This is a genomic window from Chitinophaga sp. HK235, from assembly GCF_018255755.1.
Classification (GTDB): Bacteria; Bacteroidota; Bacteroidia; order Chitinophagales; family Chitinophagaceae; genus Chitinophaga.
Genome location: NZ_CP073766.1, coordinates 5,892,156 through 5,916,823 on the forward strand (window position 1 = coordinate 5,892,156; position 24,668 = coordinate 5,916,823).

General features: G+C 47.7%; 19 protein-coding genes. 10 read left to right on the plus strand and 9 right to left on the minus strand.

Going from position 1 to position 24,668, the window contains the following annotated elements:
• Nucleotides 1-48 precede the first annotated feature (48 nt).
• The 8 genes from KD145_RS22300 to KD145_RS22335 all read left to right on the plus strand — a co-directional run bounded on the left by KD145_RS22300 (nucleotide 49) and on the right by KD145_RS22335 (nucleotide 13,309).
• On the plus strand, nucleotides 49-3,447 hold the full coding sequence (locus tag KD145_RS22300; RefSeq protein WP_212001785.1) for a SusC/RagA family TonB-linked outer membrane protein: 3,399 nt from the start codon (nucleotides 49-51) through the stop codon (nucleotides 3,445-3,447).
• 18 nt (nucleotides 3,448-3,465) lie between these two features.
• Entirely contained in the window at nucleotides 3,466-4,902 is a 1,437-nt protein-coding gene (locus tag KD145_RS22305) for a RagB/SusD family nutrient uptake outer membrane protein (protein WP_212001786.1), read from the plus strand.
• Between the two features lie 14 nt (nucleotides 4,903-4,916).
• Nucleotides 4,917-5,684: a DUF4843 domain-containing protein gene (locus KD145_RS22310; RefSeq protein ID WP_212001787.1), complete on the plus strand. Its 768-nt coding sequence runs from the start codon at nucleotides 4,917-4,919 to the stop codon at nucleotides 5,682-5,684.
• 28 nt (nucleotides 5,685-5,712) lie between these two features.
• Nucleotides 5,713-7,230, plus strand: coding sequence for a PKD-like family lipoprotein (locus KD145_RS22315; protein WP_212001789.1), 1,518 nt, complete (start codon nucleotides 5,713-5,715; stop codon nucleotides 7,228-7,230).
• Between the two features lie 349 nt (nucleotides 7,231-7,579).
• On the plus strand, nucleotides 7,580-10,897 hold the full coding sequence (secA, locus tag KD145_RS22320) for a preprotein translocase subunit SecA (protein WP_212001791.1): 3,318 nt from the start codon (nucleotides 7,580-7,582) through the stop codon (nucleotides 10,895-10,897).
• A 111-nt stretch (nucleotides 10,898-11,008) separates the two neighbouring features.
• Nucleotides 11,009-11,686: a deoxyribose-phosphate aldolase gene (gene deoC / locus KD145_RS22325; protein WP_212001793.1), complete on the plus strand. Its 678-nt coding sequence runs from the start codon at nucleotides 11,009-11,011 to the stop codon at nucleotides 11,684-11,686.
• Nucleotides 11,687-11,706: 20 nt separating this feature from the next.
• Nucleotides 11,707-12,147: an SPOR domain-containing protein gene (locus tag KD145_RS22330; RefSeq protein WP_212001794.1), complete on the plus strand. Its 441-nt coding sequence runs from the start codon at nucleotides 11,707-11,709 to the stop codon at nucleotides 12,145-12,147.
• Nucleotides 12,131-13,309: a M20 family metallopeptidase gene (locus KD145_RS22335; RefSeq protein ID WP_212001795.1), complete on the plus strand. Its 1,179-nt coding sequence runs from the start codon at nucleotides 12,131-12,133 to the stop codon at nucleotides 13,307-13,309. Before KD145_RS22330 ends, KD145_RS22335 begins: the two co-directional genes overlap by 17 nt.
• Before the next feature lie 150 nt (nucleotides 13,310-13,459).
• Here KD145_RS22335 and KD145_RS22340 read toward each other — a convergent pair whose 3' ends face one another.
• The 5 genes from KD145_RS22340 to glyA form a co-directional block, all read right to left on the minus strand.
• Nucleotides 13,460-14,197, minus strand: coding sequence for a hypothetical protein (locus KD145_RS22340; protein ID WP_212001796.1), 738 nt, complete (start codon nucleotides 14,195-14,197; stop codon nucleotides 13,460-13,462).
• 1 nt (nucleotide 14,198) lies between these two features.
• The gene (locus tag KD145_RS22345) at nucleotides 14,199-14,570 is read right to left on the minus strand and encodes a GntR family transcriptional regulator (protein ID WP_212001797.1); all 372 of its coding nucleotides are present in this window, start codon (nucleotides 14,568-14,570) and stop codon (nucleotides 14,199-14,201) included.
• 12 nt (nucleotides 14,571-14,582) lie between these two features.
• Nucleotides 14,583-15,386 (minus strand): hypothetical protein, encoded by an 804-nt coding sequence (locus KD145_RS22350; protein ID WP_212001798.1) that lies wholly within the window; start codon nucleotides 15,384-15,386, stop codon nucleotides 14,583-14,585.
• A gap of 5 nt (nucleotides 15,387-15,391) precedes the next feature.
• The gene (locus tag KD145_RS22355) at nucleotides 15,392-16,225 is read right to left on the minus strand and encodes an ATP-binding cassette domain-containing protein (RefSeq protein ID WP_212001801.1); all 834 of its coding nucleotides are present in this window, start codon (nucleotides 16,223-16,225) and stop codon (nucleotides 15,392-15,394) included.
• Between the two features lie 386 nt (nucleotides 16,226-16,611).
• Nucleotides 16,612-17,889, minus strand: a complete 1,278-nt coding sequence (glyA, locus tag KD145_RS22360; protein ID WP_212001802.1) for a serine hydroxymethyltransferase — start codon at nucleotides 17,887-17,889, stop codon at nucleotides 16,612-16,614.
• A gap of 181 nt (nucleotides 17,890-18,070) precedes the next feature.
• On the opposite strand from glyA, the gene KD145_RS22365 reads away from it, so the two are divergent.
• Both KD145_RS22365 and KD145_RS22370 read left to right on the plus strand, forming a co-directional pair.
• Nucleotides 18,071-19,063, plus strand: coding sequence for a sugar phosphate nucleotidyltransferase (locus KD145_RS22365; RefSeq protein ID WP_212001803.1), 993 nt, complete (start codon nucleotides 18,071-18,073; stop codon nucleotides 19,061-19,063).
• 35 nt (nucleotides 19,064-19,098) lie between these two features.
• The gene (locus tag KD145_RS22370; protein ID WP_212001804.1) at nucleotides 19,099-20,043 is read left to right on the plus strand and encodes a nitronate monooxygenase family protein; all 945 of its coding nucleotides are present in this window, start codon (nucleotides 19,099-19,101) and stop codon (nucleotides 20,041-20,043) included.
• Between the two features lie 72 nt (nucleotides 20,044-20,115).
• Here KD145_RS22370 and KD145_RS22375 read toward each other — a convergent pair whose 3' ends face one another.
• The 4 genes from KD145_RS22375 to KD145_RS22390 all read right to left on the minus strand — a co-directional run bounded on the left by KD145_RS22375 (nucleotide 20,116) and on the right by KD145_RS22390 (nucleotide 24,533).
• Nucleotides 20,116-21,426: an ABC transporter permease gene (locus KD145_RS22375; protein WP_212001805.1), complete on the minus strand. Its 1,311-nt coding sequence runs from the start codon at nucleotides 21,424-21,426 to the stop codon at nucleotides 20,116-20,118.
• Nucleotides 21,427-21,444: 18 nt separating this feature from the next.
• The gene (locus KD145_RS22380; protein ID WP_212001806.1) at nucleotides 21,445-22,389 is read right to left on the minus strand and encodes an ABC transporter ATP-binding protein; all 945 of its coding nucleotides are present in this window, start codon (nucleotides 22,387-22,389) and stop codon (nucleotides 21,445-21,447) included.
• Between the two features lie 54 nt (nucleotides 22,390-22,443).
• Nucleotides 22,444-24,003, minus strand: coding sequence for an NAD(P)/FAD-dependent oxidoreductase (locus KD145_RS22385; RefSeq protein ID WP_212001807.1), 1,560 nt, complete (start codon nucleotides 24,001-24,003; stop codon nucleotides 22,444-22,446).
• Between the two features lie 146 nt (nucleotides 24,004-24,149).
• The gene (locus tag KD145_RS22390; RefSeq protein WP_212001808.1) at nucleotides 24,150-24,533 is read right to left on the minus strand and encodes a DUF3127 domain-containing protein; all 384 of its coding nucleotides are present in this window, start codon (nucleotides 24,531-24,533) and stop codon (nucleotides 24,150-24,152) included.
• Nucleotides 24,534-24,668: the final 135 nt, after the last annotated feature.

A 24,668-nucleotide genomic window follows, 5' to 3' on the forward strand; every position in this document is an offset into this window, starting at 1 on the left:
AGTTACCAACCAAAATGTATTAGCCTGAACCGCTAAAACGCCTTAGCCATGATTAAAAATTATCTACGGTACATCGCCCGTTCACGAAGCTGTGTGTACCGCCCGCTGGCAATGGCTGCCATCGTCATGTCGGCAATGCCGGCATGGGCACAGGATACCTTCGCGCTCAACCGCAAAGTGACTGTGAAAGCCAATAACCAACCTATTGCTGTTGTACTCTCTGAAATCGAAAAACAAACCAACCTGAATTTTGTGTACGACGGTGCTCAGATCAACAGGGCCCAGCCAGTGACTATACAGGTCAGTGGCGTGGTACTGAAAAATGTACTACACAACATTTTTAATGATGAAGTACAATATCAGGTGGTGGGCAACCAAGTGATCGTTAAAAGTGCTCCTGCCCGTTCTGTAGCTGTAGTTATTATGCAGCGGGAACAACAGGAGAAAACAATTCGTATGGCCGGTACCGTTTCCCTGCGTGACAGCAAAGGGAATATTCAACAGATACCCGGTGTTACCATACGGGTAAAGGGAAAAACCCTGGGCACCCATACCGACGCCGCCGGAAAGTTTGAAATGACCGTCAGCGAACAGGATGTGCTTCTGGTCAGCTACATCGGCTACAAAGTCGTGGAAGTACCGGTGAAAGGCCGTAACAGCCTTACCATCACCCTGGAGGAAGATGCCTCCAAAATAAAAGAAGTAGTGGTAACCGGTATCTACGAACGCGCCAAAGAAAGTTTTACCGGATCTGCTTCTACCTACACCGTCAAAGAACTGAAGCAGGTAGGCAACCAGAACGTTATCCAGAGCCTTCGCTCCCTCGACCCTTCCTTTACGGTATACGAAAATAACCTGATGGGCTCCAACCCCAACGTGATGCCCAATATGGAAATACGGGGCAAAACCAGTGTGCTGGGCCTGAAAGAACAGTTTGGTACCGATCCTAACCAACCACTCTTTATCCTCGATGGTTTTGAAACGAATCTGCGCACCATCGTAGACCTCGATATCAACCGCGTGGAAAGCGTTACCATTCTGAAAGATGCTGCCTCCACCGCTATCTACGGTTCCAAAGCAGCCAACGGCGTCATCGTTATCGAAACAAAGAAACCCAAACCGGGAGAACTGAGAGTGTATTACACAACCGATAACAGCGTTACCGTTCCGGATCTGCACGATTACAATCTGATGAATGCCGCTGAAAAACTGGAGTTTGAGCGGCTCACTGGACGCTTTAAAGTCAACCAGGGTTTTGAAAACAACCAGATTTTGCAGAAAATTCTGGAACAGTCCTACAGTGACCGGCTCGCGGAAATACAACGGGGCGTAAATACCTACTGGCTTAGCGAACCTGTGCGCACCGGCTTTACTACCGGACATTCCATGTATGTGGAAGGAGGTGATAACCAGATGCGCTACAGCGCCGGTATTAACTATAAACGCATCAGCGGGGCGATGAAGGGCTCCGGCCGTGATATCGGCGGAGCCAACGTAAAACTGATATACCGGAAAAAGAAACTCAGTTTCAACAACAATCTCTCCATCAACTTCTTTACTGCCAAAGAATCCCCTTATGGCTCATTCCTGGCGTTTGCGCAGGCCAGCCCCTATTATCGTAAGCGCGATGAAAACGGAAATGTTTTTCCATTTCTGGAAGTGAGGGACAAAGCAGGTAGTGGTTTGGATACCACTGTCAATCCGCTGTGGAATGCTTCTATCGGCAATTTCAACGAATCCCGCAACATCAGCGTGGTGAACAACTTCATGACGGAATGGGAGCTGAATAGAGATCTCAGAGTGAGAGGCCGTTTGGGTATCACCAAAGAAGAGGGTAAACAGGAAGTATTCTATGATGCCCGCCATACCATGTTCCTGAAAAAAACGCCGATGGAAAGAGGCAGCTATGGTAATACGAGGTCTTCTGCTTTCAACTACGACGGTGAGATCACTGCTATTTATGGTAAACTGATCAACAACCGTCATCAGCTGAATGCCGTAGGCGGCTGGAAATTCCAGCAGTTCCGTAATATCAGTGACGGCTATACGGTAGTAGGTTTGCCTCCGGGTGTGTCTTCACCGGCCTTTGCTGCAGGCTATCCGCTCACCGGTAAATCTTCTTCTGCAGAAGCCACTACCCGCAGTACCAGCGCTTATGTGAATGCCGGTTATATGCTGGATGAACGTTATATGGCAGATGTGAACTTTCGCCTGGATGGTTCTTCTGTATTCGGTTCCAATAATTTCTTCACCACTTCCTGGTCGGTAGGTCTGTCCTGGAACCTGCATAAGGAAGCGATGCTTCGTGATGTAAGCTGGATCAACTTCCTGAAGCTGAGAGGCTCTGTAGGAACACCCGGCAATCAGAACTTCTCTACCTACCAATCGTTTACTACTTACCGTTATAATACCAATACCGTCAATGATTTTGGGATAGGTGCCTTTATCGATGCCTTTGGTAATCCCAATCTGTTGTGGCAGAAAACGCTCGACAAAAATATCGGTGCTGATATCGTGCTGCTGAACAACCGTCTGCGGTTCAATATTGATGTGTACAACCGTATCACTGACCCGCTGGTGGCACAGATCAGCCTCCCCGCCTCTGTAGGTACCAGCACCTACTTTACCAACCTGGGCAAGCAGGTAGGTAATGGATATAACTTTATGCTCAGTGTCTCGCCATTGTATCGTCCGGAAGAGCGCATCAACTGGGCCATCAACTTCTCCGCCAAACACGAAAATGCACGCTTTGATAATATGAGCAACCGGCTCGAAGTGTTGAATAAGGAGAACCGCACTAAAAACCTGGATCGTTATTATGATGGCGGAAGCCCTACGGCCATATGGGCTGTACGTTCCGCTGGTATTGATCCCGGCACAGGTCAGGAAGTGCTGATTAAAAAAGATGGTAGCCTCACTTTTAACTATGATGCAGCTGACGAAGTAGTGGTGGGTGACAGTCGTCCTAAGCTGGATGGTGTGGCTGGTACCACTTTCAACTATAAAGGCTTCAACCTGGGCATATACCTGCGTTACCGCGTAGGGGGTGATATTTTCAATAATGCCCTTTACGACAAGGTAGAGAACATTAATGCCAACGATATTCTGCTGAATCAGGACAGACGTGCATTATACGACCGCTGGCAGAAACCGGGTGATATCGCCAAATATCGTGTGATCTCTTTAACACAGATCCCGAGTGTAATCACCGCCAATATTCCTCCTATGACATCCCGCTTTGTACAAAGGGAGAATGTGCTGGCCGGAGAATCCATCAATGTGGGCTATGAGTTTGCCAACAGCATGGTGAAACGCTGGCGCATGTCGTACCTGCGCGTGAACGCTTATATGAACGACATCTTCCGTCTGTCTACCATCAAGCGTGAACGTGGTATCGACTATCCTTTTGCGAATACTGTTTCCTTTTCCATCAGTGCAGGTTTTTAATCTCTAAATGAAAGAAAAATGAAAAAACATATATCCGTCAGCGTTATCATACCGGTAATACTGTTCTGCACTTCCTGCAAGAAGTGGCTGGATGTGAAGCCCCGTGATAAAGTCATTGAAAATGTTTTGCTGGAGAACGAAGAAGGTTTTATAACCGCCCTGAACGGCGTTTATCTGGACATGACCGGTGACAGAAATTACGGTGGGCAGATGACCATGCAGATGACAGAAGTGCTTGGACAACGATATAATGTGGGTGGCAGTCATAATTTATATAAGCTGGCATCTTATCAATATACAGATCCGCAGGTACAATCTATGTTCACCGGTACCTGGTCTGCCATGTACAAAATGGTGGCCAATGTCAACAAAATCCTGTCAGTCATCGACCAGAAAAAAAGTCTCTTCAGCGGTGATCATTATCAATGGGTAAAAGGTGAAGCGCTGGCTTTGCGTGCGATGATCCAGTTTGATTTATTCCGTCTTTTCGGGCCGGTGTACTCCAAAGATTCTACCGCTCTTAGTCTGCCTTATTACAGTTCATTCACTACCAACTATGAGCCTTATCAGAAAGGGAATAACTTCCTCGAAAAAGTGCTGGCTGATCTGGATGCCGCTGAAGTGTTGCTGACGAAAGATCCTGTACTGGCTGGTGTTACGCTGGGTGCAGACAGTGATGCTGGCGAAGGGAGTGCCTGGAATTACCGGAACCTCCGGCTGAATTACTTTGCAGTAAAAGCTTTGAAGGCAAGGGTATATCTATACCGTGGTGATAAAATCAGTGCGTTGAAATATGCCAGAGAGGTGATCAGCAATGCCGGTGTATTCTTCCCTTTTGTGAAGTTTAGTGATCTTTCCGGTGATCCAAAAAATCCCGATAGAGTATTCTCCAGCGAGCTGTTGTTTGCTTTGCAGGACAGCCGCCGCAACGATAAATACAAAGCCTACTTTGATCCGGGACTGAAAGACAACGAGATCCTGTATACAGAGTCGGGCCGCCTTAGCAGCGAGTTTGGCAACAATGCCAATGATTACCGTTATTATAATACATGGATGATACCTGGCTCCAATCAGAAATCCTACCGCTGTTATTACAAGTATGCAGATGTAGAAGAACCAGCCAAACGTTTCCGTAATCTGATACCTATGATCCGTTTGTCGGAGATGTATTTCATTGCGGCAGAATGCGAACAGAGCCCGGATGCAGCCATTGCCTACCTGAATGAAGTGCGCAAGAACCGTGGAGCCGTGCTGATAGCACCCGGTACAGGTGTGCCCGGAGAACTGCTGAAAGATTACAGACGTGAGTTTTATGGAGAAGGTCAGATGTTCTTCTACTACAAACGCACCTTTACGGCCGGCATACCCGGCGGTACCGGTTCCGGTACCGTTGCTATGACGAAAGAAAGATATGTGCTGCCCATTCCTCTGGACGAATCACAATTCAGAAACTAATCCAGCTTATTGCCATGAAAAAGAATATCCGGTATATCACCGCTATAGCAGCAGGTTTGCTGCTGACAGCCGCATGCAGGAAAGCTGAAATTCCTGTTTATTCAACTACCAATGATATCTATTTCTCCGTTGTGAGAGATTACGTAACATATGATACCACAATCGTCACTTTTGCCTATACGCCTGCTACCAATGACACTATCATGCAGCTGTTGGTGCGGGCGCTGGGTACACCTGCCGGCCATGAAAGAACAGTCAGTTACCGGGTGATTGATACCAGTGCCAGTGCGGCCACCGCAGGGAGCCAGTTTGAGGTACCATCAAAGATCGTAATACCGGCAGGCAGTGTGAACTGTTATTTGCCGGTAAAGTTGCACAAGACACCGGAAATGGCTAAACGCACTTTCTCTGTGACGCTGCAACTGGAAAACAACAACGACTTTTCTACCAGGTTAGGAGTTTGGGTAAAAGACAAAACCAATAACAAATTCGTGTCGCTCGTAAGACACGTGATCATTGTGGATAATAAGCTGAACAAGCCTGATAAGGGCTGGTATGATGATTTTTACGGGCCTTTCACCGCTAAAAAGATGATGTTGATGAGTGACTTGCTGGAGATGTCCATTCTGGAACTTTATATCAAGGTGGGGGCTGCCGATCCGGGCGCGACCAACTTCTACGCCAATTATCTGAAAAATTATCTCAAAGACATGGAGGCTGCCGGAACGCCTGTGATGGAGGAAGACGGAACACCTATGAAGCTGGGTAAGTATATGCAGTAAGGCCAGTTAACATCAAAACGATATCAAGATGAAAACGAATTATATCAAGCTGTTGCTGGGTGGATGTATCATCTGCCTCTTTAATACTGCCTGTTACAAAGACCAGGGCAACTATCAATATCATGAAATCAATAATGTGGATAGCATAACCGGTATTGATAAGGAATATGCTATTCTGTTTAAAGACACATTGCGTATCAGTCCTAAGTTGTTTGCCACACAGGACCAGGGCGATACCGGACGGTATACTTATCGCTGGGAGGCGCTGGTGGACGGAGGTTCCCGTGTACCGGGCGATGAGTCCAATGTGCTGATTGGGTCTTTCAGGGACCTGGCGTATCCGGTGAAGCTGCGGCCAGCCGGTTATGACTGTTATTACCGGGTGAAAGACAAACAGACCGGGGTGGAATGGTTTCACCGGTTCCATTTTACGGTGCAGTCTACGGTGTATCAGGGCTGGGTGGCGCTCTGTGATGTAAAAGGTGCGGTGAGGATCGACATGGTGAGCCGGCTTGGAGAGCAGGACCGGTTGATCCGGGATGTGATGACTTTTACTAACGCCGGTCTGCCGGCAAGGCAGGGGGCTAAACAGCTGGTGTTTGAGTATAGTAACGCCGGCAGGCAGTTTTATCTGAATACGGGAAATGGCCTTGAGCGGTTTGAAGGAGAGAATTTTACCTGGAAAAGTACCTATGGCATCCGTTATGAGATGCTGGCGCCTGTAGATGCGGGGTTTAGTGTGGATTTGTTTTATAATTCACCCCTGTATTTGGGTGTAGATTATCTGATAGCCGGTAAACAGGTGTTTTACAGGAATCAGGTAATGGGAGGCAAAGCTTTCGGGTCACCTGTTAATTATGTAGATGATGAAAAGACACCTTTTAATCCTGCTCGCTTTGTTGCCGGTGGGTATGGCAGTACCAGCCAGCATTTGCTGTATGACAGGGATAAACGTCGTTTTGTGGTGCATGATGCAATGTTTGGCACCAAATGCAGCAGCCTGCAGGACGGAAAGCTGTTTTCCTACACTACCGGGAAAGACCTGGTATACATGGTACCCACCTCTTATGGTGGCGGAGATGTATTTGCCATCATGAAAGATGATGCTGGTAAATACTACACCTACTGTATCAATGTCACCAGGGGCGGAGTAAAACAGAGTTATTATACTGAGATGACGGATGCACCGGAGCTGGACAAGGCCACTGTTTTTGCGGTCAGCAACCAGCTGGGATATGTGTTTTATGCTGTGGGCGGACGTTTGTATGAATATGATATTTTCATCCACAAAGCCACGCTGATGGCGGATTTTGGTACTGAGAAGATCAGTGTCATGAAGGCGCCGTTTTTTTCTTCCTATGGGAAGGAGTTTTATACCAACCTTACCAACTCCCTGGTGGTGGGCAGTTATGACGCGGCCCGTCCGGATACGGAGAATGGGGTGATCAGGGTGTACAGCATCCCTGACCGGAATGATGCTTTGAAGCTTACCTGGAGTTATCAGGGGCTGGGCAAAATAGTAGATCTGGTTTACCGCGAAAGATAACCCCCGGTACCAGATGATGCGGATTTGCAGGGAGTTTGCCTATAACTTTCCTGCAAATCCGTAATTCGCAATTTGTATGTTTAATTCCCGCTTAAATCCCTCCATTTCCCCGAATTTATTCATAATTTTACCACCCTTGACAAAGCGGCTACAACAAAACTGACACCTTGACAGTTCTGCTTTCCAAGCATAATATTTGAGTAACTTGTATTCTCCGTCTATCCAGTGACTAAGCCCGCAGCCTCTGTGCCACAGGCTGGGAGCAGGGAAAAACCAACTGACATAGCTTCAGGCCGGGACGGAGAGATGTTACAGAAACAAAATTGTAATTCGTAATTAAACGTTCAACATGTTAGGTTTTTTAACAAAACTTTTTGGGGGGAACAAATCTGACAGAGACATCAAATCTGTCACTCCAATAGTGCAGCAGATCAATGAGGAGTATGGAAAGCTGCAGTCCCTGCCTATCGACGACCTGCGTCATAAAACACAGGAGTTCCGCGAGCGCATCAGCGCCCACCTTGTCAAAATCGACCAGGAGATCAACGAGAAAAAAGAAGCGGCAGAAGCCGTAGAAGATATAACACAGAAAGATACCATCTATCAGGAAATTGATATTCTGAAGAAAGACCGCGACAAACAGCTGGAAGTAGTCCTGAAAAGCCTGCTGCCCGAAGCTTTTGCTGTAGTAAAAGAAGCTGCCCGCCGTTTTGCCACCAATCCTACCATTACTGCCACCGCAACAGCGCTGGACCGCCAGCTGGCTGTGAGAAAGGACTATGTGACCATCGAAGGCGATAAAGCTACCTGGAAAAACAGCTGGAAAGCCGCCGGCACCGAAGTGACCTGGAACATGGTACACTACGACGTTCAGCTGATCGGTGGTACAGTACTGCACCAGGGTAAAATCGCGGAAATGGCCACCGGTGAAGGTAAAACACTGGTATCCACCCTGCCCTCCTACCTCAACGCCCTCGCTGGTGAAGGGGTGCACGTGGTGACCGTGAACGATTACCTGGCCCGTCGTGACTCCGAGTGGAATGGTCCACTGTTCGAGTTCCTCGATATCACCGTTGACTGCATCGACAAACACCAGCCCAATACTCCGGAACGCCGGAATGCCTACCTGGCAGACATCACCTACGGTACCAACAACGAATTCGGTTTCGACTACCTCCGTGACAACATGGTACACAGCCCGGATGAAATGGTACAACGTAAACACCACTTTGCCATGGTGGATGAGGTGGACAGCGTACTGGTGGACGATGCACGTACACCACTCATCATCTCCGGTCCTATCCCCCGCGGTGAAGAACAGGAGTTCCACGCATTAAAACCACGTATCCAGTACCTGGTGGAAATGCAGAAAAAAGCAACCAACCAATACCTGCTGGAAGCTAAAAAACTGATCGGCGAAGGTAAAGACGACCCGAAAACCGGTGGTCTGGCCCTGATGCGCGCCTGGAGAGGCTTGCCCAAAAGCAGCGCCCTGATCAAATATCTCAGCGAACCTGGTATCAAAGTATTATTACAGAAAGCCGAAAACTACTATCTGGCCGACCAGCAAAGGGAAATGCCGAAAGTAGATGAAGGCCTCTTCTTCGCGATAGAAGAAAAACAAAACAGCGTAGACCTGACAGAAAAAGGTATCAGCCTGATCACCCAGGGTGGCGAAGATCCTAACTTCTTCGTGATGCCTGACGTAGGTTCTGAACTGGCGGAAATTGAAAAAATGTCAGTTTCCCCTGAAGAAAAACTGCAACGCAAGGAAATAATGCTGCAGGACTACGCCCTGAAGTCAGATCGTATCCACTCCGTTCAGCAGCTGCTGAAAGCTTACACCCTGTTCGACAAAGACGTGGAATACGTGGTAATGGACGGTAAAGTGAAGATCGTAGACGAACAGACAGGTCGTATCCTCGATGGCCGCCGCTACTCCGACGGTCTGCACCAGGCGATTGAAGCCAAGGAAAACGTGAAAGTGGAAGCTGCCACCCAGACCTTCGCTACCATCACCCTGCAGAACTATTTCCGTATGTACCATAAGCTGGCCGGTATGACTGGTACAGCCTCCACTGAAGCCGGTGAGTTCTGGGAAATCTACAAGCTGGATGTGGTGACCATCCCCACCAACCTGCCTATCTCCCGTCTGGATTCTGAAGACCTGGTATACAAAACCAAAAGAGACAAGTATAAAGCTGTTATAGAAGAAGTTAAAGGTCTGCAAGCCAAAGGACGTCCTGTACTGGTAGGTACTACCTCCGTAGAGGTGTCTGAGTTGCTGAGTAAGATGCTGACCTTCGAAAAAGTACCGCACAACGTACTGAACGCGAAACAACACGCCCGTGAGGCCCAGATCGTGGCCGAAGCTGGTCTGCCCGGTGCTGTGACCATCGCCACCAACATGGCGGGTCGTGGTACGGACATCAAACTCGGACCTGGTGTGAAAGAAGCGGGTGGTCTGGCTATCATCGGTACAGAAAGACACGAAAGCCGCCGCGTAGACAGACAGTTGCGTGGTCGTGCTGGTCGTCAGGGTGACCCCGGAACTTCCCAGTTCTTCGTTTCCCTGGAAGATGACCTGATGCGTATGTTCGGCTCCGAACGTATCGCCGGCCTGATGGACCGTATGGGCTACAAAGAAGGTGAAGTGATCCAGCACAGCATGATCACCCGCTCTATCGAAAGAGCCCAGAAAAAAGTAGAAGAAAACAACTTCGGCATCCGTAAACGCCTGCTCGAATACGATGACGTAATGAATAAACAGCGTACCGTGATCTATTCCAAACGTAACCACGCCCTGTTCGGCGAACGTCTGGCCATTGATACCGACAACGCTTTCTTCGATGTAGCAGAAAATATGGTCATCACCCATAAAGAAAGCGGCGATTACGAAGCTTTCAAAATGGACGCCATCATCAACTTCGCCATCGATACCAACATCACCCAGGAAGAACTGGTCCGTACAGATGTGCCTACACTGGCCTCCAAACTGTACCACCAGGGACTGGAAAACTACCACCGCAAAGTGCAGGACATCACTGCCAACACCCTGCCGGTGATAGAACGTATCTACAACGAACAAGGTCACCAGATCGAAAACATCTCCATCCCATTCACTGATGGCAAAAAAGGTGTTAACGTACTGGCCAACCTGAAAAAAGTAGTGGAAACAGAAGGTCACGAAACCATGAACGCCCTGGAACGCAGCATCACCCTGGCCCTCATCGATGAAGCCTGGAAAGAACACCTGCGTGCCATGGACGAACTGAAACAGTCTGTTCAGGGTGCCGTATACGAACAAAAAGACCCGCTGCTGATCTACAAACTGGAAGCCTTCAAACTGTTCAAACAGATGGATGGTGAAACCAGCCGCGATATCGTTTCCTTCCTCTGCAAATGTGGTATCCCTGTAAGCCAGGACCAGAGCAGAGAGGAGGAGCAGATCCGGGAAGGCCATGAGGAAAAAACCGATATGAGCCGCATGCGCGCTTCCCATGAAGATATCGCCGAACATAACGGTCATGAGGTTGCTGCTCCGGAATATGATATGCCGGAAGAAAAGCATGAACCAATACGGGTAGGCCCTAAAGTAGGTCGCAATGATCTCTGCCCTTGTGGTAGTGGCAAAAAATTCAAGAACTGCCACGGTAAGGACTTGTAATCATTGATTTTACAACATATTTAAGGCGGATTACGGATGTAGCATTTCTCAATGTGAAATACGTAATCCGCTTTATTGTTTATTTTTGGCTCCGATTTTATACTACTTGTCATGAAGATTAACCGATATATTGATCATACCATCTTAAAGCCTACCACCACCCTGGAAGACATCAAAACGTTGTGCATGCAGTGTGTGGAATATGATTTTGCTGCTGCCTGTGTACCACCGCTGTATGTAAAAATGGCGAAACAGTTTCTGGGTTCTACCAATACCAAAGTGGCTACCGTTATCGGCTTCCCCTTCGGCTATTCCGCTATCGAAGCCAAAGTGGCGGAGGCAGTACTCGCCATCGTAGACGGAGTGGATGAACTGGACGTGGTCATCAATATCTCCGCTGTTAAAAACAACGACTGGGAATATCTGGAAAAAGAGATTGCCAACCTGATGTATATCGTCCGGGAAAAGAAGAAAGTGATCAAAGTGATCATCGAAAGTGGCATATTATTGGAAGAAGAGATCGTTAAATGTTGCCAGCTCTACAGCAAGTATGGCGTGGATTTCGTGAAAACGTCCACCGGTTATGCGGAAAAAGGCGCTACCGTGGAAGCCGTAAAACTGATGAGGGCCAATTTGCCGGACAACATACAGATCAAAGCATCCGGAGGTATTCGTACCTTTGCTTTTGCGAAGGAACTGATTGAGGCCGGCGCTACCCGTATCGGCGCCAGTGCCAGTGTCAACATTGTGAAGGAAGGTGGTGTGGCTACAGCTGACAGTGATTATTAATTCTTAATTATACAGTATTCATGCAAAAATTATTCATCCTGGTTTGCTGCCTGTTGGGAAGTAGCTGGGCCATGGCGCAGGACTATGCGCAGGCCGGCAACGGAACCGTGAAAGTGACCAAAGACCCGCGTCTCGACGTATTGATCAGAAAACAGATCTATATCAATACCCTGTCTGTCCGCAGTCAGTCCGGCTTCCGGGTGCAGGTTATCTCCACCAACAAACGCGGCGATGCCAATGAAGCCAAAGCCCGTGTAATGCAGTTGTACAACGACTACCGCACTTACATGGATTATCAGGCACCCTATTTTAAAGTACGCGTAGGCGATTTTAAAACACGTGAAGAAGCCACCGAACTGCGCGACAAATTATCCAGCCTCTTCTCTGGCGGTGTATTTGTAGTACCGGCTATCATCAACGTGTCACCGGATAAAGAACTATCAAATGAAGAACCGTATTAAAGAGCTGGCTAAAGCCTATGCCCCCGCCTTCGTAGAGATCAGGCGGCATATTCACTCCCATCCCGAATTATCTTTTCAGGAATATAATACTTCCGAATTTATCCGGCAGCAGCTGGATAAATTCGGCGTTCCCTACAAGGCAGGTGTCGCCGGCACCGGCATCATTGCACTGATAGAAGGAAAAAATCCTGCATCCAAGACGATCGCGCTGCGCGCCGATATTGATGCACTCCCTATCACAGAAGCCAATAATGTACCCTACAAATCTGTCAACAACGGCGTGATGCATGCCTGCGGACATGATGTACATACCACCGTGGTGCTGGGGGCTACCAAAATATTACATGAGCTGAAAGACGAACTGGAAGGTACTATCAAAATACTGTTTCAGCCCGGAGAAGAAAAACATCCCGGCGGCGCCAGCATCATGATTGAAGAAGGAGCGCTGGAAAATCCGCGCCCCGACGCTATCCTGGGCCTGCATGTGCAGCCTACCATGGAAACCGGTAAACTGGGTTTCTGCGCCGGTAAATACATGGCCAGCGCCGACGAGATCTACATCACCGTGAAAGGTAAAGGCGGTCACGCCGCACAGCCGCACCTGACCGTGGATACCATCCTCGTGGCATCTCAACTGGTGGTAAGCCTGCAGCAGATCATCTCCCGCAATAACAATCCTTTCTCTCCTTCAGTGTTGTCTATCTGCGCTTTCAATGGTGGTTTTACAACTAACGTAATCCCCAGCGAAGTAAAGCTGATGGGCACTTTCAGAGCAATGGACGAAACCTGGCGTTTTAAAGCACATGAGCTGATCCGCAAACAGGTGATGGGTATTGCCGAATCCCTGGGGGCTGAAATAGATGTCGAAATACTGGTTGGGTATCCTACCTTGTATAATAATGAAGAGGTTACTGCTAAAGCACGTGGTTTTGCAGAAGAGTATCTCGGCAAACAACAGGTAGAAGATACCGAATTAAGAATGGGCGCAGAAGATTTTGCCTTCTACTCACAGATAGTACCAGCCTGTTTCTTCCGACTCGGTACCGGCAATGTGGAAAAAGGTATCACTTCCGGTGTGCATACACCTACTTTTGATGTGGATGAAAGAAGTATAGAGATAGGAATGGGCACCATGGCTTATCTAGCTGCACAGTTCAGATAAAAACAATTGCATAAATAAAAGCGTCCTGATAAACATCAGGACGCTTTTTTATTTATGATTAACTTTAGTGATGAAAGGGTCGAGTGGAAAATCATCCCTGTTATGAAATAGTAAAAACGTATATGCTTTCACGTTATATCTAAGCTGTGTCTATTTTATTTGTTTGATGTTTTGAATGCTGTTGCCATGAATATGCATTTCTCTTAAACTGTCGACTTGTATGTCTCCATATTTGTAGGATGCACTTAAGCGAAGTGTGCTGGCCTTGTCCAGCTTTATTTTCAGGCTGTCTGTCTGGGTGGCTTCATCCATGTCCAGCGTGCTTTCAAGACCGCCTGAAAAAGACAGGGAACCTATCTTGCTGTCGTTAATATAAGCTGTTACATGTGGTCCGGTTATGATCCTCAAACGGTCCTCTTTCATTTCATGTATACGCAGATGGGAGGTGGGAGCGATCACCTGTTCTATCTGTGGGGCGGTGAGGTATATATCTCCTGAATTATAAACCTGCAAAAACAGGGTATCACCGGAGCTCCTGAATTGTACCTTGTCGCCGGTATGGGTGGTCAGCACATATTTATCATCCTGTCTGATGTTGAGATAACCTTTATCCCATACACTGCTGACGGTGGTGGTGCTGCTGCTGTTGCTGCCCTGGCGTACTTCCATCTCTTTGATGGAATCCTGCTGAGGGGCACCGGAGGCGGTGTTTACAAGTACTACTTTAAAGGGTGGCAGGGTGGTAGTGATGGACTGGTTTGCCTCCCGTTGATTGCCGTTATTGGAAATTCCCTTGCTGTAATTGGCCCGCAGCACGATATCGGTACTTAACATCAATAACACGACCAGTCCTAAAAAGCCGAGGAATAATTTATTGCTAGTTTTCATGTTATTTGAAATTAGATTTTTTAAATTTTTCGTAGTACGGTTTTAGCTCGTCCATATCGATGTCCAGCAGATACATGCTGCGAAACAGGCTGGGCAGCTCATTGGTGATAAAGGACTCTTTCTTGAACTGCCTGATTTTTTTGATGGCATCGTTGCTGATGAAGTAACCGATACCCCTTTTGTTGTAGATAATTTCCTGCTGCTGTAGCAGCTCACAGGTGCGCATTACGGTGTTGGGGTTGACTTCCAGGGCAACGGCCAGTTCCCTTACTGAGGGGATGCGTTCTTCCGGTTGCCATTTGTTGAGCAGCACCTGTTCGCATATATAGTCTGCAATCTGCAGATAAATGGCTTGTGAATCTTTAAATTCCATCTCATGAAAATTTTAAATTTCCTTGTCTTTTAACCGGAAATAGGCGATGGTCCACAGAACAGGGGCCAGTACATACTCGGCAATGAAGGCATAGCTTTTAATCATCTTTTCTGAGATGATAAACATCTCGCTATTGTATACTCCACCTTTTGTCACTACCAGGAGGAATGGCACCTGATGGAAAGGATAGTACATTTTGTTACCAAAGAGTATCCAAACAAAAAGAGTGTTGAGGAGATACAGACTGCCCAGAATCAGCAACGTAGTGACAAATGTTTTGAAGAAAGCCAGTCGCTGAAAAGAGACTGCTCCCAGCAGAAATACGGCATGGAGGAAAATGTATCCGTAGTAAAAATATACCCCTCCGTTTTGGGTGCTGAAGAATTCCCAGTTGCGTACCAGTCCTATCCCGGTTTTAGAGCGTACCACATTATCGATGGCGAAAAAACCAATAGATGAACAGAGGTGGTAAACCAGCAGGAAGCCTATACTGGTAATGAGAAACATGGTGATATATTTTTCAAACAGGGAGGCTGGCAACAGGAGAAAGTGTACCCCTTTTTCCTTGTTGCTGAAGTCGCTGAAGGACAGGCTGGTAAAGAGCATTCCGGCAAAGAAAAGTCCAATATAGTAGAAGCCGATGATGTCGGTCATCCGTTTGGGAGCGTTGCCTGTCAGCAGTATGAATACGGGGAAAAGCAGCATAATGCCAAAGATGACGAGGGTGCCCAGCAGGTACGATTTCCAGGACGCCAGCAGATGTTGCCGGAGATAAAAGCCCAGACGGCGGAAGTCCAGTACATTGTTAGGTTGCATATGAATTAGTTAAAAAGTTCCTGAATAGATTGACGGTTGGAGAGAATAGCGTTAAAGAGCAGTTCCATATCGATGCGGCTTTGTTCCATATTCACATTTTTCATGACTACGGCATGGCCGCGCAGGTTGCTGTCGGCGTACAATACCGGCAGCCGGTCGTCGAGCTGGGCCAGCAGTTTGAAGCTGAGCTTGTCGGTTACGCTGCTGACGCTTTGATTGAAGATGATTTTGTGATCATCGATGATGACGATGCTGTCTATCAGATTGTCGAGGTCCCTTACCTGGTGGGTAGAGATGACGATACATTTGTCATCTGTAACAGCCGCTGCGATCACTTTGCGGAACTGGCTTTTGGAGGGGATGTCCAGGCCGTTGGTCGGTTCGTCCATGATGAGCACTTTAGTGTTGGTGGCCAGGGCGAAACTGATGATCACTTTTTTCTTTTGTCCGTAAGACATGTTGGTGAGCTGCTGATCCTGTGGTATCGCAAACTCTTTGAGATAGCTGTAGAAAGCCTGTTCATCGAAGCGGGGATAAAAAGGAGCATAAGATTTCAAATAAGTGTGGATGCTGACCTTGGGCAGGAAGAACTCTTCCGGTACCAGGAATATTTCCCGGAGGAAGGCGGGTTGCCTTTGGGCAGATGTATAACCTAAGACCTTACAGGTTCCCCCGTCCGGGAATAACAATCCGGCTATCTGTTTGAGCAGCGTGGATTTGCCGGCGCCGTTTTTACCGAGCAGGCCATATATATGACCAGCTTCCAGGTGGAGGTTGAGATCCTCGAACAGGGGCCTGTTTGGGCGGTAGCTGAATTTCAGGGATTGGATGGTAATCATAATTTGATTCGTGTTTTAGTGTACTACTTAACTAGTACACTATAAAAGTACAGCTTCTTCTGAAAAATCAAAAAAAATTTTTGGGAGGAATGTTGGACATCTACCTAAATCATTCAGTATCAGAAGAAAAAAAAATAATAAAAAGACAGAGGCCTCAACCATGTCTATGGCTGGTTTTATCAATCAGCGGTAAGAAGCAGGGAGTTCGGTGGGGTTGTGAATGGTACCTATCGGGTATTGGTAAGATGAGGCCAACCAATTGGAATTAAAGACCGCGCCTATATTTCCAGAGAGACCGGAACATACGCTATAAAAAGAAAGCGGTTGTCTTACAGAAGACAACCGCTTAAAAAAATATATGTCACTGCACCGAAGGCGCAGCAGTCTTACATTTCAGGATACAGTGGGAATTGCTGCATGAAGCCATTTACTTCGCCTTTGATTTTAGCGATGAGGGCTTCATTGTCGGCATCCAGGAGCAGCTGGTCGATCCAGTCAACGATCTGTTCCATATGACCTTCTTTGAGGCCGCGGGTAGTGATAGCAGGCACACCTACGCGGATACCGGAAGTGATGAAGGCAGATTTATCATCAAACGGCACCATGTTTTTGTTGGCGGTGATTTCTGCTTTCACCAGTGTTTGTTCGGCTTTTTTACCGGAGATATTTTTATTGCGCAGGTCGATGAGCATCAGGTGGTTATCAGTACCACCGCTGATGATCTGGTAACCTCTGTCCACGAAGCTTTTCGCCATAGACTGTGCATTTTTCAGGATCTGTTTGGCGTATACATCGTATTCGTCAGACAGAATTTCGAAGAAAGACACGGCTTTGGCAGCGATCACGTGTTCGAGCGGACCGCCCTGGATACCGGGGAATACAGCGGTATCGATGAGGGAGCTCATGAGACGGATTTCGCCTTTCGGAGTTTTCAGGCCGAATGGATTTTCAAAATCCTTGCCCATCATGATCATACCACCGCGAGGACCACGCAGTGTTTTGTGGGTGGTAGTGGTAACGAAATGACAGTGTTCAAATGGAGAGTTGAGCAGTCCTTTGGCGATCAGGCCTGCAGGATGCGCGATGTCAGCGAGTACGAAAGCACCCACCTGGTCAGCGATTTCGCGGATACGTTTGTAATCCCAGTCGCGGCTGTATGCAGAAGCACCACAAATGATCAGTTTGGGTTTTTCACGCTGCGCGATTTCTTCCATTTTATCATATTCTACGAGGCCTGTTTCTCTGTTAACACCATAGAAATGAGGCTCATAGAGCTTTCCGGAGTAGTTTACTGCAGAACCGTGTGTAAGGTGTCCGCCCATGCTCAGGTCGAGGCCGAGGATTTTGTCGCCTGGCTGCAGGATTGCCAGCATCACAGCTGCATTGGCCTGTGCGCCGGAGTGAGGCTGCACGTTGGCATATGCCGCACCAAATATTTGTTTGGCCCTGTCAATAGCCAGCTGTTCGCTTTGGTCTACTATTTCGCAGCCTGCGTAGTATCTTTTGCCAGGGTATCCTTCGGCATATTTATTCGTCATTACATTACCCATTGCCTGCATCACCTGCAAGCTGGTAAAGTTCTCAGATGCGATCAACTCAATGCCATGGCGCTGACGCTCCAATTCCTGGCGGATAATATCAAATATTTGCTGGTCTCTTTGCATGATGCCTAAAAATTTGCTGCAAATTTAGAATAAAGCCCGATGAAATGCAATTATGAGATTTACGGATTTTGACTTTTTTGAATTTTAAAACACATAAAACCAGTAAAAAGTCAAAATCCGTAAATCTTCATAATTTGTTCTATTTTCGCGGCATTCGGAGCTTATCCTAACTACAACGTACATGAAGGCAATAATACCTGTGGCAGGTGCAGGCACTAAACTCAGGCCACATACATATACACAACCCAAAGCATTGATTCCTTTAGCTGGCAGAACCATATTGAGTATCATTGTGGATCAGTTGGTGGAAGCAGGCATTTCGGAATTTGTTTTTGTTGTAGGTTATCTGGGTGAAAAAATCCAGCACTACGTAGAAAAAAAATATCCGCAGCTGACTTGTCACTTTGTGCAGCAGAACAGCAGGGAAGGTACCGGACATGCCATATTACTGACCCGCGAAGTAGTGGGTGAAGATGAAGTGCTGATTGTATTGGGAGACACTATCTGCGAATGTGATTTCAAGGAAGTCATTGCTGCTCCTTATTCTATATTGGGTCTGAAAAAAGTAGATGATCCGCGCAACTTCGGTGTGGCGGAAATAGACGAGAACGCACATATTACCCGTGTAATAGAAAAACCCCAGATACCTAAATCCAATCTTGCCCTGGTAGGTCTCTACAAAATAAAAGAAAGCAAACAGTTGTATGATTGCCTGCAGGCTAATGTTGACAATCATATCAAGTCACATGATGAGTATCAGCTGACCGATGCACTGGAATGTATGATCGAACGTGGTGTACGTTTTAATTCATTCAAGGTGATCAACTGGTTTGACTGCGGTCGTAAAGACACACTGCTGGAAACCAATGCCATTCTCCTCAAAAAATACAAACTGGCCAATAATCCGGTGTTGCCTTATGAGAACACTATCATTATACCACCGGTAAGTATAGGAGAAGGATGTAATATCAAGAACTCTATCATCGGTCCTAATGTGGCCGTAGGCGATAATACCGTTATTAACTACTCCATCGTAAAAGACTCCATCATCGGTTCTTTCAGCAATCTGTATGAAGTGGTGCTTAAATCTTCGCTGATAGGCAGTGATGCCAACATCAGAGGACTCAGCCAGAGCCTGAATATAGGCGACAATACAGAGATCGATCTGGGGTGAGCCGGTTGTAAGGCTTTTCGCCTTATATTCGTTGCATGAACCCGATTACCACTTTATTTGGGATACAGTATCCGATCGTCCAGGCGGGCATGGTATGGGCCAGCGGATGGCGTTTAGCCAGTGCCGTGAGCAATGCCGGCGGTCTGGGTCTCATAGGTGCAGGCAGCATGTACCCTGATGTGCTGAAGCATCATATTCAACGCTGTAAGGAAGCCACCAACAAGCCATTTGGCGTGAACGTGCCACTGTTATATCCTGACATTGACCAACTGATCAACATCATTCTGGAAGAGAAGGTGCAGGTAGTGTTTACCTCTGCCGGCAATCCCAAAACCTGGACACCGGTGCTGAAAGCCGCTGGTGTAAAGGTGGTGCATGTAGTGTCCAGTTCCGCTTTTGCATTAAAGAGTGAAGCGGCAGGCGTAGATGCCGTGGTAGCCGAAGGTTTCGAGGCCGGCGGACATAATGGCCGGGAAGAGACTACTACCATGGTACTGGTGCCGGCAGTATGTGAAAAAGTGAAGATACCCGTGATCGCTGCAGGAGGCATCGGCTCCGGAAAGGCTATGGCAGCGGCTTTTGCGCTGGGAGCCTCCGCTGTGCAGATAGGCAGCCGTTTTGTAGCTACCCCTGAAGCTTCTTCCCATATCAATTTCAAACAGGCAGTGGTCAACGCCAAAGAAGGCGATACCATGCTCAGTCTGAAAAAACTCACACCGGTACGGCTGATAAAAAATCATTTCTATGAAGCGGTGAGGACAGCAGAAGATAAAGGCGCCGATATCAACGCATTACAAACGCTGCTGGGACGCGCCCGCGCCAAAGCAGGTATGTTTGAAGGCAACATGGAAGAAGGTGAACTGGAAATTGGCCAGGTGAGTGCACTCATACATGAGATAATGCCGGCAGGCGAGGTGGTAAAGCAGATCTGGGCAGAGTTTGAAGCTGTCCGCCGTCATCTGGGAACCAACCATATTTAGGTATTTTTTTATTTAGACATTTTTTTATTTAAATGCCTAAATAAAAAAATGCCTAAATAAAAAAATCTTCATTTATCCTTTCTTTACAATCCACCTCAGCGCTTCTTTCAGCGTCACTTTTTTACCATACAGCAGGATGCCGGTACGGTATATTTTGCCGGCGGCCCAGGTAGTGAAAATAAAACCACCTATCAGAGATACCATCGACAGGACCAGCTGCCAGTAAGGAACGGTACCTGGAACGCCATAAGGCAGACGTGCCATCATCACCATCGGTGAGGTGAAAGGAATGATACTGCCCCATACAGCCAGCGAGCTGCCCGGATCGTGTACTGCTTTCATCATGATCATAATACCAATGATGATTGGTACGGTGATAGGGAAAGTAAGCTGTTGAACATCGCTGGCATCTTCATTGGCCAGACTGCCGATGGCAGCAAACAATGAAGAGTAGAAAAGATAACCACCGAGGAAATAAAACAGAAAGCAGGACAGCAGCAGGCTCCAGTTGATACTGCCTACCACGTCTGAGATACGGCGGAAAGCTTCTGCAGCTTCTGCATTATTGTTCTGGGCCATCATACCACCCTGACTGGCAGCCTGTATGCTTTCGGGAGAAATGAACAGCGGAATCAGCGCATAGATCACACTGATCAGCAGCCCCCATATCAGGAACTGCAGCAGCCCTACGGCCGCAATACCAACGATTTTACCCATCATCAGCTGAAAGGGTTTTACGCTGGAGATCATTACTTCCGCGATGCGGCTTACTTTTTCTTCCATCACACCACGCATCACCGAGGTGCCGAAGAGCAGCAATACAATGTAGATAATGAAACCGCTGGCGTATCCTACTCCGTAGGCCACCCAGGCATTGCCTTTCTTTTCATCATCGCCGCTTTTAAATTCTACAGAGACGTTGGAGCGGATAGCATCCAGTTTGGCCCTGTCGATTCCTTCCAGCTCCATGCGCTTTTTTTCGATGGCGCGGTTGATGTCGCTGTTGATGCCGGTTTCGAGGGAGATACCGGCTTGTCCTTTGCTGAAGTAGGTTAAACCGGCGGGCCGGTTGATATCAATATTGGGTATGTACAGAATGCCGGAATAGCCTTTTTCTTCGTAGTGCAGTTTGAGGCTGTCGAGATTGGCACCCGGCAGGAATTTAAAATATACGCCCTGTTTATCGGGCATGTTGTTGGAGAAAATACCGCTTTCATCGATCACGGCAATCTGTTTGCTCTCGTTGCCCCCGAGGGCCATCAGGATGGGGATAATGATCATTGCGCCAAAGGCCACTGGCACCAGTAATGTTACCACCAGAAAAGACCGTTTGCGGACACGGGTAAGGAATTCCCTTTTTATGATAAGCCAGATTTTATTCATAGTTGTAAGTCAGGATGATCAGGCAGGTTGCTGCTCCGTTGCGGGGGCATTTTCCGTTTGTTGTACCTGGGTGATGAATACTTCGTTGATAGAAGGTAAGATTTCTTCAAAATAGGTGACAGGGATGTTTTGATGGATGAAGTGCAGGAGTATATCGTTGGTGCTGCTGTCTTCATTCATTTTTACCGTGAAGGCTTTTTCATTTTCGTGTATTTCCACGATTTTGAAATGGTAGGTAGCCATCTGGGCAGCATTGGGCATTACGCCAAGGCCTATACGGAAAAGGCCCTGCTTGAAGTCCTGTTTGATTTGTTTGACGCTGCCATCCAGTATTTTATGGCCTTTGTTGACCAGCATGATATGATCACAGATTTCTTCCACCTGTTCCATACGATGGGTGGAGAAGATGATGGTAGTACCTTGCTGACTGAGGTTAAAGATTTCCTGTTTGATCAGGTTGGAGTTGATGGGATCCAGGCCGGAGAAGGGTTCGTCGAGGATGAGCAGTTTAGGATCATGCATGATGGTAGAGATAAACTGCACCTTTTGTTGCATGCCTTTACTGAGTTCGTCCACGCGTTTGTTCCACCAGGAATTGATATCGAACTTATCGAACCAGAACCTGATTTTCTGCATGGCTTCTTTTTCGCTGAGGCCTTTGAGGCGGGCGAGGTAGAGCGTTTGCTCGCCGACTTTCATTTTTTTGTACAGTCCTCTTTCTTCGGGCATGTAGCCGATGAGGTGAATATCGCGTTGCGGGTCGTACTGCTGGCCGTTGAGCCGGATCGTGCCCTCATCGGGATAGAAGATACCGGTGATCATGCGCAGCAGTGTTGTTTTTCCCGCTCCGTTAGGGCCAAGAAGGCCGAAAATACTGCCTTGCTGAATATCAAAGCTGATGTCATCTACTGCTTTGTGCGTGGCATAGTATTTTTTCAGGTTTCTTACTTCAAGTAGATTCATGATGAAAAAATAACAATTAATCATGAATAATGGATCATTCCGGAGGAGATGATTTTACTGAAGTTTATCAGCGATCATATTGGCTACGCGTTCCCCATCCATGGCGGCAGACACGATACCGCCGGCATATCCGGCACCTTCTCCGCAGGGATAGAGTCCTGCCAGCTGCGGATGTTCGAGGGTATCGTTGTCGCGGGGAATCCGCACTGGTGAAGAGGTACGTGATTCGGTGGCAACGAGGATAGCGTTGTCGGAATAGTATCCTTTTATTTTCCGGCCGAATGCTTTGAAAGCGCCTGCCAGCCGCTGGTGTACAGCTGCGGGCAATACGGTGCGCAGGTCCGTGCTGTTGACGCCGGGCAGGTAGGAACATTCGGGCAGGGAGGAAGATATTTTTCCCTTAACGAAATCTGTCATGCGTTGTGCGGGAGCTACAAACAGTCCACCACCGGCGATGAAGGCCTGTTTTTCTACGGCCTGCTGGTAATACATGGCTGCAAGCGGGCCATGGTGGGCAAACGGGGCGAAATCGGATTCATCTACAGTGACCACCATACCGGAGTTGGCGAAGGGGTTGTTGCGTTTGGAAGGTGACCAGCCGTTGACAACCAGTTCACCGGGATCTGTAGCTGCAGGGGCGATGATACCGCCGGGGCACATACAGAAAGAGAATACACCGCGGCCTTCCACTTGTTCCACCAGGCTATAGCTGGCAGGAGGAAGGTATTCTCCACGGAGGTCGCAATGGTATTGAGCGCTGTCTATCAGTTCCTGCGGGTGTTCTACCCTGACGCCGAGGGCGAAGGGTTTGGCTTCGAGCAGGATGTTTTGCTGATGTAGCATGATAAATATATCCCTGGCAGAGTGGCCGGTGGCGAGGATTACCTGCTTAGCTTCGAAAGTCTGGCCGGTGGCGGTTTGTACGCCGGTGACAGTGCTGTTGTGTATAAGCAGGCTGCTAACTTTTTGTTCGAAGTGGACTTCTCCGCCTGCAGCGATGATCTGTTCGCGCATAGCGGTGATGATATGCGGGAGTTTATTGGTACCGATGTGGGGATGGGCATCGATCATGATTTTTTCTTCGGCACCGAAGTGAACGAAGATATTGAGGATGCGGTTGATATCGCCGCGTTTGTTAGAACGGGTGTATAGTTTGCCGTCGGAATAGGTGCCGGCGCCGCCTTCTCCGAAGCAGTAGTTGGATTCGGGGTTGACGATACCGGTTTTATTAAGAGAGGCGAGGTCTCGGCGGCGGGCGCGTACATCTTTTCCGCGTTCGAGGATGATAGGTTTAATACCTACCTCGATGAGGCGTAATGCGGCGAAGAGGCCGGCGGGGCCTGCTCCGGCGATGATGACGCAGGGTGCATTGGCCGGGAGTTGTTGATACACCGGGTGTGCATGAACTCTTTCATGGAAAGGTTCATTGACAAATACGAGCAGGGTAAGGATGAAATAGACCTGTCTGGAGCGTGCGTCTATAGAGCGTTTGAGCAGGTGGTAGCCGGTGATGGAATTGGGTTTGACACCAAGTGCGGCAGCGGCCGCTGTTGTGATATGGGACGGATGAGCTGCATCGGCTGGCGTCAGCTTCAGAGAGATTTGTTGTTGCATGAAAAAACTAGTTAGGGAGTTATCCTAAAAAGAGTTATAAATTATAAATTTTGCATGGTTGGCCTATAACGAAGAGCTTAGCGGATAATGTATATCATATCATTATACGCTAAGCTCTTGGCAATAAGGTGTTATTCCGGGATGGATTAAAACGGCAGATCGTCGCCACCATCGTTGCCACCAGCGGGCATTTGCGGTGCATTGTAGTTAGGCATTGGGTCTGCACCAGCGGGAGCAGCCATTACAGATTCCATACGCCATGCGTCCAGGTTGGTGATGTAGTTAACTTTACCATCTTTTTCCCATCTGGTGCCTTTGATATTGAAATAAACTTTAACGTTTTCACCTTCATTGAACCGGTCAACGATACCTGTACGGTCCTGTACGGACTGGAATTTGATATAGTTGTTGATAACACGGCCATTGATATCATCGGATTTCTCGATAACGAACTCTCTTGTTTTAAAAGTTTCGCTGCGTTGTACCGTGTTGTACTTCACAATCAGCTTTCCGGTAATTTCAAAACTCATAAAAATTTAATTTAAAATTCAGAAGGATCAAAGATACAGCATTCAGCCAAGTGCGGGCAAATATTTTTTATTTAAACCCTGCGCGGGATATGTAAAAAAATTATCTGGTAATAACTAATTACAAACACATTTTTT